Annotated in this window: 12 protein-coding genes; 1 reads left to right on the top strand and 11 read right to left on the bottom strand. The window is 57.1% G+C overall.

Annotation, left to right across the window (positions count from 1 at the left end):
- Position 1: 1 nt before the first annotated feature.
- From CRO33_RS01620 to CRO33_RS01610, 3 genes are all read right to left on the bottom strand, one after another.
- Positions 2–940: an ABC transporter substrate-binding protein gene (locus tag CRO33_RS01620; protein ID WP_058962098.1), complete on the bottom strand. Its 939-nt coding sequence runs from the start codon at positions 938–940 to the stop codon at positions 2–4.
- 81 nt (positions 941–1,021) lie between these two features.
- Positions 1,022–2,005: an ABC transporter permease subunit gene (locus CRO33_RS01615; RefSeq protein ID WP_097116723.1), complete on the bottom strand. Its 984-nt coding sequence runs from the start codon at positions 2,003–2,005 to the stop codon at positions 1,022–1,024.
- Positions 2,006–2,015: 10 nt separating this feature from the next.
- On the bottom strand, positions 2,016–3,521 hold the full coding sequence (locus CRO33_RS01610) for a sugar ABC transporter ATP-binding protein (RefSeq protein ID WP_097116722.1): 1,506 nt from the start codon (positions 3,519–3,521) through the stop codon (positions 2,016–2,018).
- Positions 3,522–3,666: 145 nt separating this feature from the next.
- On the opposite strand from CRO33_RS01610, the gene CRO33_RS01605 reads away from it, so the two are divergent.
- A complete protein-coding gene (locus tag CRO33_RS01605; RefSeq protein ID WP_097116721.1) occupies positions 3,667–6,252 on the top strand; it encodes an ATP-binding protein in 2,586 nt (861 codons plus the stop codon).
- On the opposite strand, the gene phnE (CRO33_RS01600) is transcribed toward CRO33_RS01605, so the two are convergent.
- The 8 genes from phnE (CRO33_RS01600) to phnL all read right to left on the bottom strand — a co-directional run bounded on the left by phnE (CRO33_RS01600) (position 6,206) and on the right by phnL (position 13,034).
- Complete coding sequence (gene phnE, locus CRO33_RS01600) at positions 6,206–7,090, bottom strand: phosphonate ABC transporter, permease protein PhnE (RefSeq protein ID WP_097116720.1); 885 nt, start codon at positions 7,088–7,090, stop codon at positions 6,206–6,208. The two genes, CRO33_RS01605 and phnE (CRO33_RS01600), sit on opposite strands and share 47 nt — an antisense overlap.
- Positions 7,087–7,950: a phosphonate ABC transporter, permease protein PhnE gene (phnE, locus tag CRO33_RS01595; protein ID WP_097116719.1), complete on the bottom strand. Its 864-nt coding sequence runs from the start codon at positions 7,948–7,950 to the stop codon at positions 7,087–7,089. The genes phnE (CRO33_RS01600) and phnE (CRO33_RS01595) overlap by 4 nt, the downstream gene beginning before the upstream one ends.
- Positions 7,951–8,030: 80 nt before the next feature.
- Positions 8,031–8,957 carry a phosphonate ABC transporter substrate-binding protein gene (gene phnD, locus CRO33_RS01590; protein ID WP_034824564.1) on the bottom strand — a complete coding sequence of 309 codons (927 nt, stop codon included), beginning with the start codon at positions 8,955–8,957 and terminating at the stop codon, positions 8,031–8,033.
- 26 nt (positions 8,958–8,983) lie between these two features.
- Complete coding sequence (gene phnC, locus CRO33_RS01585) at positions 8,984–9,814, bottom strand: phosphonate ABC transporter ATP-binding protein (protein WP_034824566.1); 831 nt, start codon at positions 9,812–9,814, stop codon at positions 8,984–8,986.
- A 79-nt stretch (positions 9,815–9,893) separates the two neighbouring features.
- Positions 9,894–10,664: a phosphonate metabolism protein PhnP gene (phnP, locus tag CRO33_RS01580; RefSeq protein ID WP_097116718.1), complete on the bottom strand. Its 771-nt coding sequence runs from the start codon at positions 10,662–10,664 to the stop codon at positions 9,894–9,896.
- Positions 10,661–11,197, bottom strand: coding sequence for a ribose 1,5-bisphosphokinase (gene phnN / locus CRO33_RS01575; RefSeq protein WP_097116717.1), 537 nt, complete (start codon positions 11,195–11,197; stop codon positions 10,661–10,663). Before phnN ends, phnP begins: the two co-directional genes overlap by 4 nt.
- Entirely contained in the window at positions 11,197–12,333 is a 1,137-nt protein-coding gene (gene phnM / locus CRO33_RS01570) for an alpha-D-ribose 1-methylphosphonate 5-triphosphate diphosphatase (protein ID WP_097116716.1), read from the bottom strand. Before phnM ends, phnN begins: the two co-directional genes overlap by 1 nt.
- Entirely contained in the window at positions 12,330–13,034 is a 705-nt protein-coding gene (gene phnL / locus CRO33_RS01565; RefSeq protein WP_034824574.1) for a phosphonate C-P lyase system protein PhnL, read from the bottom strand. The genes phnM and phnL overlap by 4 nt, the downstream gene beginning before the upstream one ends.
- Between the last annotated feature and the right edge of the window lie 9 nt (positions 13,035–13,043).

Raw genomic sequence — 13,043 nt, 5'->3', positions numbered from 1 at the left:
GTTATTTCACCGTCCAGCCTTTGTAGCTGCTGACAGTATTGCGATCGATCATCGTGACCGGAATCAGCACCGGTTTGTCAGGTGCGGGTTTGCCCTGCAGGATGTCGTAGCCAATCTCCACCGCTTTGGCTGCCATCACCTGCGGGTCTTGCGCTGGGGTGGCGACAAACAGCGAGCCTTTACGTTTCAGGGCTTCTTCGCCGTCTGGCGAACCATCGACGCCGACAATAAAGAACTCACTGCGCTGGGCTTGCTTGGCAGCCAAATCGGCACCAATCGCCGTTGGGTCGTTAATCGCAAACACCGCATCGATCTTCGGATTGGCAGACAGCAGTCCCGTCATCACCTCCAGGCCACCATCGCGACTGCCCTTGGCGTTCTGGTTATAGGAGAGCAGTTTGATATCGGGATGAGTTTTCAGCTCGTTCATACAGCCTTCAACCCGGTTTTGCACCGCTGACACCGGCGGTCCGTTGATGATTACCACGTTGCCTTTATCTTTCAGGCGATCAGAGATGTATTTACAGGCCATCGCACCTGCCTGGGTGTTATCGGAGGTAATGGTGGCATTGGCACCGTCAGCCGCCACGTCGACCGCCACCACCACGATGCCGGCATCACGCGCACGTTTCACCGCGGGAGCGATGCCTTTGGAATCGGCGGCGTTAAGGATGATCATGTCCACTTTGGCGGCGATAAAGTTATCTATCTGCGCCACCTGCTGACCAAGATCGTAACCGCTGGAAACCAGCGTCACATTGACCTTGTCGCCGGCCAGTTCACGCGCCTTCAGCTCAGCACCTTTAGTGATCTGCACGAAGAACGGATTGGCGAGATCGCCGACGGTGACACCAATGGATTTGAGTTCTTTTGCCTGCACCAGTGGCGCACTCAACAACGTCGCCGCCAGCAGTCCGGTCAGAATCGGATTAAAACGCATAGTCGATGTTCTCCTGCTTTTTTGATTATGTTGGCGATCCAGCAGATCGCCGTTGTGTGACAGCCTGTTGCAAATACACCCTTAACCCACGTGATGACGTGTGCGGTACTTATCGATGAGTACGGCAATGATGATCACAGCGCCCTTAATGACCAACTGCCAGAAGTAAGAAACGCCCATCAGCGTCATGCCGTTGTTCAGCGTGGCGATTATCAGCGCACCAATCAGCGTGCCGGTAATGGTGCCGATACCGCCGACAAAGCTTGTGCCGCCCAAAATCACCGCAGCAATCGCATCCAACTCGTATCCCACACCCAGGTTGCCGTTAGCGCTGTAGAGACGTGAGGCACTCATCAATCCACCCAGCCCCGACAACATGCCGCTCATGGCATAGACGAACACCAGCACCATACCGACCTTGATCCCGGTGAGGCGCGCCGCCTGCACGTTGCCGCCCACGGCGTAGATGTGCACACCCAGGGTGGTACGGCGCAGAATGAACCAGCACAGCGCGATGACGGCAAAGGCAATAATGATCAGCCAGGGGATCGGCCCGAGATAACCGTTGCCTATCCACTCGAAATTGATGTCAGAGTTGATGACGGTAGTGCCATTCGCCAGTAAATACGCCGCCCCGCGCAAGGCGGTATAGGTGCCGAGCGTCACGATAAAGGGCGGTAAGCCAGCCCATGCCACCAACAGTCCGTTGAACAGGCCCATAATCAGCCCTGCGCCGAGCGCCGCCGGGATGGTCAGGCCCGCAAAGGCCGGATCCAGCGACACCACCATCGCCACGACCGCCGTGGTGCCCAGCATCGAGCCCACTGACAGATCGATCCCGCCGGTGAGGATCACAAAGGTCATCCCCGCCGCCAGCACGATATTGATCGAAGCCTGACGGGTAATATTCAGCAGGTTAGCTTCGGTAAAGAAGTTCGGCGCAACAAAACCAAATACCGCCACAATCAGGATCAAAATCGGCAGAATCCCTACCGTTTGCAGCAGGTCGCTCATCAAGGCGCGTTTAAGCGTTGGACTTTTTACGCGTGCAGTTTCACTGGTCATTGCGGTCTCCTCAGGCCTGTACCGGCTGTGCGCCGGTGGCCAGTGTCATAATGTTTTCCTGGCTAATCTCTGCGCCGCTCAGCTCTCCGGCAATACTGCCCTCACGCATCACATACACGCGGTCACTCATCCCGACCACCTCCGGCAGTTCGCTGGAGATCATCAAAATCGCCACGCCCTGTTGCGCCATCTGGTTCATCATGCGGTAGATTTCACTCTTGGCGCCGACGTCCACGCCGCGCGTGGGCTCATCCAGCAGCAGAATGCGTGGTGCAATCGCTACCCAGCGTGAGATCAGCAGTTTCTGTTGATTACCGCCCGATAGCCCCCCGGCCCGTACCTGGGCGTGCGGCACACGAATGTTGAGTGATTCGATGGCATCACCGGCAATCTTTTGCCCTTTACGCCGATTAAGCAGGCCGTAGCTGGCATCGCGTTCCAGCGTCGCCATCACGATGTTTTCCTGTGCGGCCAGTTCCAGGAACAGCCCCTGCTCTTTACGGTTCTCGGTGAGGAAGCCAATACCACGTGCGATGGCATCTCGCGGCGAATGAATTTTGACTTTCTCGCCATCGATCCAGATTTCGCCTCCCCTGGGTTGATGCACGCCAAAAATCAGCTGCGCCAGCTCACTGCGTCCGGCACCGACCAATCCCGCCAATCCGACAATCTCCCCGGCACGCACCGAGAGACTACTGGGATGGACTTTGCGGTTATCGGTCAGGTGATTGACAGCGAGACGGACCTCGCCGAAGGGAATGTTGCGGTCTTTATTGAACAGATCGCTCAGCGGACGGCCAACCATCATGCGCACCAGTTCACTGGCATTAAGCTGATCGCGCGTCAGGCTGCCAACATACTGCCCATCACGCAGCACGCTGACGCGATCCGAAAGCTCATACACTTCGGCCATGCGATGGCTAATGTAAATGATCGCCATGCCTTCGCTGCGCAGGCGTTTAATCAGCGCAAACAGCTGTTCGGTTTCGCGATTGGAGAGTGCTGCCGTGGGTTCATCCATCACCAGAATGCGGCTGTTGCGGTGCAGCGCGCGGGCAATCTCCACCTGCTGCTGCTCAGCGATACTGAGTTTGCTCACCAGATCGTTGGCACTGAATTGGGCACCCAGACGATTAATCACCTGCTGTGCCTCTTCCGCCATCTGCCGCCGTTTCACCAGCCCACCGCGCGTGATCTCGCTGCCGAGAAAGATGTTCTCTGCCACGGTGAGATTAGGTGCCAGATTGATTTCCTGATAAATCAGCGTGATGCCTGCTGCCAGCGCTTCTTTTGGGCCTTTGATGGCGTAGGGTTTACCGTTGATAAGAATTTCCCCGCTGCTGGCGGTATAAGCACCGGCCAGAATCTTCATCAGCGTACTTTTCCCGGCACCGTTTTCGCCCATCAGCGCATGGACTTCACCCGGCCACACGGTCAGATCCACGCCCTTTAACGCGTAGAAACTGCCGAAGCGTCGGGTGATTTCGCGCATTTCTAATATCGGTGTCGCCGCCATCGCCTGACTCCTGCTTTCTGAAGTTGTCGCCGAGTGTTGCAACGCCAGATAAATGGAAAATGTCAGCGGCCATTCATATTTGTCATATTGCGCCCCGGTCACGCTTCTATACTCGCCGGGAGCTGAGAGGTAAGGAGTGACCGCAATGAGTCAGAGTCTGCACTGGCACGCTGGCGCGCGGGGTCGCCTGCTGCTGTTTAACCTGTTAGTGGTGAGTGTCACGCTGGCGGTGAGCCTGGTGGCTATTTTTGGATTTCGCCACGCCGGTCACATTCAGGAGCAGGCACAGGCGCAAACCCTGGCGGATATGAACGGCAGCCTGGCGCTGGCGCGGGATACTGCCAACGTGGCCACCGCCGCCGTACGATTGGCGCAGGTGGTGGGTGCGCTGGAGTATCAAAGCGAGTCGGCTCGTCTGCAGCAGACGCAGCAAGCGTTACAACAATCCCTATCCCTGCTGGCGAACGCGCCTCTGGCCGCACAGCAACCTGAACTGCTGGCGCGCATTCGAGAACGCAGCCAGATGCTGGAACAGAGCATCAATCAGCTGCTTGGGGTTGGCCATCAACGCCACTTACAACGTAATGTGATGCTGAGTGGCCTGTGGCAGGCACAACTCTTGCTGAATCGCATTGATGTGCTCGCCAGCGACGGCGCTTTTTTGCCGCTGCGCCAGCAAACGGATGCCCTGTTAAAGGTGGCAATCCAATCCACTGCGCCACAAGCCGCTGAACAGCAATTACAGCAGGTGCTGCCCATTTGGTCCGCCCTACCGTTACAGGATGCGCTGGCGATGCAGCGTGACCGATTGGTCGACACCACGCGCAGCTTACAACCCATCGCTGATCAGCTTGAGCAGAGCGATATTGCCATTGCCTACGCGACCTATCGCATCAAAGCGCTGGTGGCGATGCTGAATGGTGACATCACCCATTATGTGCAACTGGTGGCGCAGCAGAGCGATGCGCGCAGTACCGCCACGCATCAGGAGCTGGACTCCATCATCGGGTTTATTGGCCTGTTTATGCTGCTGGCACTGTTGATCACCGGTTACGCAGGTTACTACATTTATCGTAATCTCGGTTCGAGCCTGACCGCTATCGCCCACGCCATGACGCGTCTGGCCCAGGGCGAGAAAAGCGTCAATGTTCCGGGATTGGCCCGCCGTGATGAGCTCGGCGATCTGGCTCGCGCCTTTAACGTCTTTGCACGCAATACTGCTTCACTGGCCCACACTTCACGTCTGTTAAAAGAGAAAAGCAATCAGCTGGAATCCACTTTCCTCGCGATGCGCGATGGCTTTGCGCTGTTCGATAACAGTGGGCAACTGGTGGTGTGGAACGCGCAGTACGCCGAGTTACTCGGCATTCCGGCACGCGTTCTGCATCGTGGCCTGCATTATCAGCGTCTGCTAGAACGAATGGGTGTGCAGCTCACCAGCCTGCAGGATGCGCAGGAAGTTCGCCTGCCCGACGGCCGCACGCTGGAACTGCGCTTTAGCCCGGTGCCACGCCGTGGCATGGTCAATACCGTGCTGGAGCGCACCACACGTAAGGCGCTGGAAGAAGCGCTGCTGCACAGCCAAAAAATGAAAGCGGTGGGCCAACTCACCGGCGGTATCGCCCACGACTTTAACAACCTGCTGGCCGTGATTATTGGCAGTCTGGCCCTCACCGTGGGCCAACTCCCCTCCGGTTCACTGGCCAGTCGCATTGAGCGAGCCCGGCTGGCGGCCGACCGCGCGGCACAGCTTACCCAGCGGCTGCTGGCCTTCTCACGTAAACAGTCGCTTTATCCGCGTGCGGTATCAGTCATTGAGCTGGTCGATAATCTGCACTCACTGTTACAGCATGCACTGTTGCCCGGTCAGCAATTAGTGGTTGATGCGCAACGCCCCGGCTGGCCCGCGTGGATCGATGCCGGGCAACTGGAAAATGCGCTGATGAATCTGGTGGTCAATGCACGCGATGCCATGGAGAAACAGAGCGGAGAAATTCGCCTGCGCATCTGGAATCAGCGAATGCAGGAAGCGGATGGTAAACGCGATCGCGTGACCATTGAAGTTATCGATCACGGCTGCGGCATGTCAGCCGAGGTACGTGAACAGGTGTTTGAGCCATTTTTCACCACCAAAGAGACCGGCAGCGGCAGCGGACTGGGGTTGTCGATGGTATATGGATTTGTGCGTCAATCTGGCGGGCAGATCGAAGTGGAAACCGCCCCCGGCCAGGGTACCACCGTGCGCCTGTTACTGCCGCGCGCACCGGAAGCGGTCCAGCCCGCGCCGACTCTTCCCGAGTTTACGCCGGGTGCCAGCAGTGACCGGCTGGTGTTGGTGCTGGATGATGAACCCGCCGTCAGGCAGACATTGTGTGAGCATCTGCATCAACTCGGCTACCTCACTTTAGAGTGTGGCGATGGCGAATCCGCACTCACGCTGCTGCGGCAGACGCCAGATATTGAGTTGTTGATCAGTGATTTGATGTTACCCGGCGCGTTAAACGGGGCGGATGTGATTCGTCAGGCACAGCAGCAGTGGCCAGAACTGGCCACCCTGCTGATCAGCGGTCAGGATTTGCGCCAGAGCCAGGTCACGCTGCCGCTATGTGAACGGCTGGCGAAGCCCTGGCAGCAGGCACAGTTAGCGCAGGCGCTGGAGCGCGCCTGGCAACGCAGTGAACGGCTTAATCGCGCACGGCAGGCTGCCACAGCGGCAACGGTTTCCCCGTGATGTAGCGCTTACGCAGTTTGCTGGAGATCACATCCATGATCATCACCACGCCAACCAACAAGATGGTCAGGAACATCACCACATCCCAGTTCCACAGGCGCATGTTCTCGGCATAAACCAGACCGACACCCCCTGCGCCAACGAAGCCGAGTACCGCCGCCGAACGGGTATTGGATTCAATCTGGTACAGGCTCAATGCCAGGAAGGTCGGGAAGGATTGGGTAAAGATGCCAAAGCGATGTTTCTGCAGACTATTGGCCCCCACCGCACCTAAACCCCGGCTCGGCGAACGCTCAACCGCTTCATGCCCTTCCGCATACAGTTTGCCCAGTAAGCCCACATCCTGTACCACAATCGCCAGCACACCCGCCAGTGGTCCCATGCCAACTGCACGCACAAAGATCAGGCCCCAAATCGCCATATCGACACCGCGCAGGATGTCAAGCAAACGGCGCACCACTAAGGAAATCGGACGGGCAATCGGATCGTGCATCACGTTGCGGGCGGCAAGGAAGGAAACCGGCAGCGCAATAATGGAAGCGGTCAGCGTCCCGGCGAAGACAATCGCCAACGTGATGCCAATCTGGGAGAAATAATAGCCAAATGGCCAGTTCATAAAGTCTTGCCAAACGAACATGCGCAGGAAGTAACGCCCTAGTTGCTCGCAACCGATAATAACTCGGCTCCACTCAATACCGAAAAACTCAAAGAAGAACAGGTAATAGAGCGCGATGGCAAGTGCAACGCCAGCCACGCGGCGTAGATAACGGTTCTGTGCGGCGAACAGTGCAGGATGTTCCTGCTTCAGTTTTGCCACATCCGGTACTAATGCGATCATTTGATATCCCCTTCCACCACGTGACGGCGCAACCAGCCGGATACCGTATCCAGCAGCGACACCACCACAATGATCAGCAGCAGTGTGATGCTCACCTGATCGTAACGATCCAGTTTGATGTTGGTCATCAGCTCCTGACCGATACCGCCCGCCCCCACCAATCCAAGGATGGTAGAAGAACGGAAGTTCACTTCCAGACGCATAAAGCTGTAAGAGAGAAACGTTGGTTTCACCTGCGGCCAGAAGGCGAAGCGCATGCGCTGTAATTTGGTCGCTCCACATGCCGCGAGGCCGCGCACCGGTTTGTCTGAAGCGCTTTCAATCGATTCATAAAACAGTTTGGTCAGGCTGCCCACAGTGTGCAGCGCCAGTGCGAGGAAGCCGGGAATCGCCCCAATGCCAAACGCCATCACGAACATCACTGCCCACGCCAGTTCTGGCATGGTGCGCAGGAAAGCGACGAAAGCACGGATCGCGATGCGGACGCTGCGCGGCGTCTGGGTGTTACCAGCTGCGAAAAACGCCAGTACCCCAGCCACCATCACTGCCACAATGGTCGACGACAGCGCCAGCTGCAGGGTTTCCCAGATCAGCGGCAACTGGAAGTGCAGACGGTAGCCCCAATAGGCCAGCGAGCCTTCGGTTTTTCCATCGGAGAACAGCACGGGCAGATGCAACACCGGCACGGTTTCGCCGATGTAATCGAAAAAGTGTGGCAGTGATTGCCAGACGGTGACCAGATTGAATTCCGCCATCTTGCCCGCAGCGAGGTAGAGCGCCACCAACAGCAGCGACCAGAGCACGGTGTCGCGCTTTTGCTGGCGACGAATGCGTTGGTAGTAGTGTTCGAAATCGGTCAAGGGGAATGTCCTGTGGTAGAGGGTGGTGCAGATGTGAAAAGGGTCGCCATCACGGGCGACCCTGCCAGCCAGACGCGAAATTAACCGCGTGAGCCTTTCATCAGATCACGTTTCATATCAATGATGTTCTGATAATCGGCAACGGTTGCCGGGCCGATGTGCTGAGCACCGCCCACCGCTTTAACAAAGCAGCTGTGGTCTTCTTTATCCAGCTTCTTGATCGCCGCCACCAGCTTCTGTTTGAAGTCAGCGGGCAAGTTATTGCTCACCAGGATTGGACCGTTCGGGATCAGCGGAGACTGCCAGATGATACGGATTTTCTTCATCAGGTCAGGTTGGTCCATACGCATCATGCGGCCAAAGGCACCAGAGGTATAACCCTTGTCGTAATCACCGATCATGGAGGTCCAGGTCACTGCGCCTTCGAACTGACCATTCAGCACACCCAGGATGTCCTGCTCATGGCCGCCAGAGAAGGTGACGCTGGAGAAGGTGTTATTGTACTTGTCGTCAACTGTGCCACCGAACTCTTTCTTGAACGCCTGGTTTGGCATCAGGAAGCCAGAAGTTGAATCCGGATCGGCCATGCCGAAAGATTTACCTTTCAGGTCTTCCAGTTTTTTGTACGGGCTGTCCGCTTTCACGATCACGACTGAGTGGTAACCCTGTGAACCGTCTTTGTCATCTACCACGATGCCGACAACATCAACCGCTTTCGGGTTCTGCAGATAGACGGAAGCGTAAGATGCTGGAGACATGCTCAGCACCATATCAATTTTGTTACCCAGCAGGCCCTGAATCACGCCTGAGTAGTCAGACGAGTTGCGCATTTTGGTATCGACATTCAGCTCTTTATCGAAGAAATCTTTCACGCACTGGTTATCACCGATCTGCTGAGTGGCGTTCTGTCCACCCAAAATCCCGAGGTTCAATTCTTTTGGTGCATCCGCTGCGTTAACGCCAAAAGTCATTGCAACAGTCAATAAAGCTAAAGAGGTCAGTTTCATTCGTGTTTTTTCTCTTGCCGTGGAAGTTAGTGGAGCTGGTTAATTTCGTCGCCGTATAGCTCATGCAGCAAGCCATCAGTCAACTGAGAAGGATGTCCGTCAAACAGCACTTTGCCGCGCTGAATGCCGATAACACGAGTGCAGTACTGCTTCACCAGTTCAATCGAGTGCAGGTTCACCATCACACTGATGCCCTGCTCGCTCACCTGACGCAGCACATCCATAATGCGTTTGGTGTTTTTCGGATCGAGTGAAGCCACCGGCTCGTCCGCCAGCAGGATGCGCGGGTTCTGCATCAACGCACGGCAAATCGCCACGCGCTGCATCTGTCCGCCTGACAGGTTCTCCGCACGCTGCAGCGCCTGCGGCAGCATGTTCATCCACTGCAGCAGCTCAATGGCCTGCGCACGGTCCGCTTCGGAGAACACTTTGAAGAAGGATTTCAGGGTTGAGGTCTGGCTCAGGCGTCCCAGCAGGACGTTGGTCAGTACATCAAGACGCGGCACCAGACAGAAGTCCTGGAAGATCATGCCGCATTCGCTGCGCCATTCGCGCATCTGGCGGCTGTTGAGCGTCACTACATCACGATCCGCTTCACCCTGACGATTGCTGAGAATCGCGCCCTGCGAAGCACTGATGGTGCCGTTCAGCATGTGTAACAGTGTCGATTTGCCTGCGCCTGAGCGACCAATCACGGCCACCAGCTCGCCCGCATGCAGATCGAAGCTGACATTATCCAGTACGCGGTTTTCGCCGTACGCCTTGCACAGTCCCTGTACCGACAGCACCTTGTTGCCTTGCCCGGCGTGCGGAACATAAGGATTGTCGATAACGGTTTTCAGTAATGCCTGTGCCATGTTGCACTCCATCTCGCTGAGGTCTTGATTGCCCGTTATTACGGGCAAATCCGATGAAGTCTTGATGACAGTAAAATGATTAAACAGTGACAGCGTGTGAGGAACCGACCGTGATGGTCTGACCGTCAGTAGCCGCCAGCACATTGTCCGGTAAGCGATTATTGAGTAACCAACTGTCCATCTCATGGCTCAGGTGGATAAGCCAGGCCTGGCGCGGCGCCAGCTGTTCAATAATCTGCAATGCGCGCGTCACATCATTATGATTGCGCACGCTTTCTCGCGGCGGGTCATTGCAGTCAATCACCAGCTGATCCAGCGATTGACCATCAAGAAAATCTGCAGTGTCCGGGGGTAGTCCGCAGGTATCACACAGCCAGGCAAGACGCGTACCGTGCCAGTCGAACAGGTAGCCATAAGTGAGTTTTGAGTGCTGTAACGGCAGCGGCGTGACCTGCAACGTCCCGAAACTGTGAGGCACAAAAGGCGTGAGCGCGGAGCGGAAATCCAGCAGGCCCGGATGCTTAAACAGGTCATCACAGCCCTTCTCATCCGGTGGCGCCCACACCGGAATCGGTTCACCCAATCCCCAACGCAGGCTAAAGAGTCCCGCTACATGATCCATATGAAAATGGGTCAGTAAAATGCGACTTAGCTCGCCGGGACGAAAGCGCTGATGCAGATCGTGACGTCCGGCATCCAGCAAAATACGTTCGCTGCCGGTGTCAATCAGCGCACTGGTGGCAGCACGAGCGCGTCGTGGCTCAAGACGTGCACGTTCGCAAGCGTGGCAATCACAGCCAAACAGCGGCGCAGATTGCACGCCTCCAGTACCGAGAAAAGTGAGGTTCATGGCGGATGCTCCAGCAGTTGACGCAGTGTGTCGAGCGTGTCGCTCAGTGCGCCATCGTTATTGAGCGGATGGCAATGCGCAGGCAGCGGTTCTGCCGCACGCGCCAGCCGTTTACCGATTTCGGCTTCACTTTCACGTCCGCGCTGCCGTAAACGCATTTCCAGCACCGCCGGAGAGACTTGCAGCACCAGCGGCAACAGTTGTGCCCCGTAATGCTGCTCAACAATCGGCAAATGCAGACGTGAACCATTGACCAGCACATTTAAACCCCGCGCCAGCCAGTGGTCGATCTCCTCTCCCAGCCCGTAGAACAGGCCGTGCGCCTGCCAGCTAATGGCAAACAATCCCAGTGTCTGACGCCGCCGAAACTCGGCCTCGCTCAGCGCCACATGGTTTTCGCCCCCGGCATCGGCCGGACGCGTAATGTAGCGATGGGCGATGACCAGGTTATCCGGCGGCGCTTCGCGTAGCGCATTCAACAGACTGTCTTTACCCGAGCCCGAAGGCCCGGTTAGCCAGATCAGGCGCGCCATCAGAACACCAGCCTGCCCTGCGACCAGACGTGGCGAATGTGAGGATGCCCATGTTCGGTATGCGCCAGCACCAGGTCGGCACGCATGCCTTCGCCAATCACTCCGCGATCGTGCAAACCAATAGCGCGAGCCGGATTACGTGTCACCAGCGCGGCGGCTTGTGGCAACGTCAGGCTGTTGCGCTCATCCGCCACTAAACGGAACACCGCGTCCAGCAGGCTCGCCGGGTAATAGTCGGATGACAGAATATCCAGCAGGCCATGGCTGGCCAGCTCCCAGGCTGCCACGTTGCCGGAATGCGAGCCGCCGCGTACGATATTCGGCGCGCCCATCAACACCTGCATACCGCATTCGCGCGAGGCGCGTGCGGCCTCCAGCGTGGTGGGGAATTCAGCAATGGTGCTGCCCACATCGTGTGATTCGGCAACGTGTGCCGCTGTGGCGTCATCGTGGCTGGCAATCGGAATGCCGCGCGAACGGCACAGGCCGGAAATGGCGTTGCGGTTCGGGGTGGAGAACTCAGCGGCCAGCGCCAGTTGCTCACGCTCGAACTGATCCATCTGCTCATCATTAAGCGAATATTTGCCCTGATAATAGAGGCGATACATCTCCAGTGAAGCGTACTGACGCTGACCTGGCGAATGGTCCATCAGCGACACCAATGACAGCTCCGGCGTACTCATCAGCTTTTCGAACAGCGGCAGTGTGGTGTTATGGGGCAACTCACAGCGCAGGTGCAGATGGTGATCGACACGGTTAATGCCTTTGCGGTTACTGTCCTGAATCGCGTTGATCATCTTGCTCAGGTTCTCAATGCGATGACCGCCGTCGCGCACATCGCCGACACCAATGGCATCCAGCACCGTGGTAATACCGCTGGCGACCATCAGCGCATCGTGGCTACTCATTGCTGAGTGCGCCGGCCAGTCCACTTTCGGACGCGGCGTGAAGAACTTATCGAGGTTATCGGTGTGCAACTCGACCAGACCTGGCAGCAGGAAGGCGTTTTCGCCATCCAGTGCGCCCGCTAATTGGCTGGTACTGTCACTGAAACTGGCAATGCGACCCTCACGGATTTCCAGCGAACCGGTGACAACTTCATGTTCCAGCACCAAACGGACGTTATTGACGATCATGCTTCTGCTCCTGTTTTAACCGGCTGCATGACGTGCAGGCGATCGGCCACGCGTGCGCGCACCGCTTCGTCATGGAAAATACCCACAATGGCGGCACCACGGGTGCGCGCCTGTTCAATCAATTCCACCACCGCGGCGCTGTTGGCACTGTCGAGGGAAGCGGTAGGTTCATCCAGCAGCAGCACTGGATAGTCGGCGATAAAACCACGCGCGATGTTGACGCGCTGCTGTTCACCACCGGAGAAAGTGGATGGCGCGAGTGACCATAAACGCTCCGGCACATTCAGCCGTGTCAGCAGCTCTTTGGCACGTTTCTCGCAGAAAGCACGCTCCACGCCGCGCTCTAACAGCGGTTGCATTACGATCTCCAGCGTCGGGACGCGAGGGATCACCCGCAGGAACTGGCTGACCCAGCCAACGGTTTCGCGGCGAATCGCCAGTATCTGGCGCGCGGGAGCCTGTGCCATATCGATCCACTCACCCTGATGTTGCAGCCAGATATGACCGCTGTTGGCCTGATAGTTGCCGTACAGCGCGCGCAGTAAGGTGGATTTTCCGCTGCCGGAGCGACCGTGCAGCACCACGCACTCACCGGCGCACACTTCAAGATTGGCATCCTGCAGCACCGGCAGCTCGGCGCTGCTCTGGTTGTGCAGCACAAAGGTTTTGCTGAGTTTCTCTACGCGCAATAAAGGTTGCATGTTGATGTC

It is taken from the genome of Pantoea sp. GL120224-02 (assembly GCF_900215395.1).
GTDB classification, from domain to species: Bacteria; Pseudomonadota; Gammaproteobacteria; order Enterobacterales; family Enterobacteriaceae; genus Pantoea; species Pantoea communis.
This window is presented reverse-complemented; position numbering and strand designations above follow the sequence as displayed.

Excerpts from the sequence above, each read along its gene's own strand:
- CRO33_RS01605 (WP_097116721.1), top strand. The coding sequence starts at position 3,667 with ATGAGTCAGAGTCTGCACTGGCACGCTGGCGCGCGGGGTCGCCTGCTG.
- CRO33_RS01620 (WP_058962098.1), bottom strand. The coding sequence starts at position 940 with ATGCGTTTTAATCCGATTCTGACCGGACTGCTGGCGGCGACGTTGTTG.
- CRO33_RS01615 (WP_097116723.1), bottom strand. The coding sequence starts at position 2,005 with ATGACCAGTGAAACTGCACGCGTAAAAAGTCCAACGCTTAAACGCGCC.
- phnD (WP_034824564.1), bottom strand. The coding sequence starts at position 8,957 with ATGAAACTGACCTCTTTAGCTTTATTGACTGTTGCAATGACTTTTGGC.
- phnM (WP_097116716.1), bottom strand. The coding sequence starts at position 12,333 with ATGATCGTCAATAACGTCCGTTTGGTGCTGGAACATGAAGTTGTCACC.
- phnL (WP_034824574.1), bottom strand. The coding sequence starts at position 13,034 with ATGCAACCTTTATTGCGCGTAGAGAAACTCAGCAAAACCTTTGTGCTG.
- phnE (WP_097116720.1), bottom strand. The coding sequence starts at position 7,090 with ATGATCGCATTAGTACCGGATGTGGCAAAACTGAAGCAGGAACATCCT.
- phnC (WP_034824566.1), bottom strand. The coding sequence starts at position 9,814 with ATGGCACAGGCATTACTGAAAACCGTTATCGACAATCCTTATGTTCCG.
- phnN (WP_097116717.1), bottom strand. The coding sequence starts at position 11,197 with ATGGCGCGCCTGATCTGGCTAACCGGGCCTTCGGGCTCGGGTAAAGAC.
- phnP (WP_097116718.1), bottom strand. The coding sequence starts at position 10,664 with ATGAACCTCACTTTTCTCGGTACTGGAGGCGTGCAATCTGCGCCGCTG.
- CRO33_RS01610 (WP_097116722.1), bottom strand. The coding sequence starts at position 3,521 with ATGGCGGCGACACCGATATTAGAAATGCGCGAAATCACCCGACGCTTC.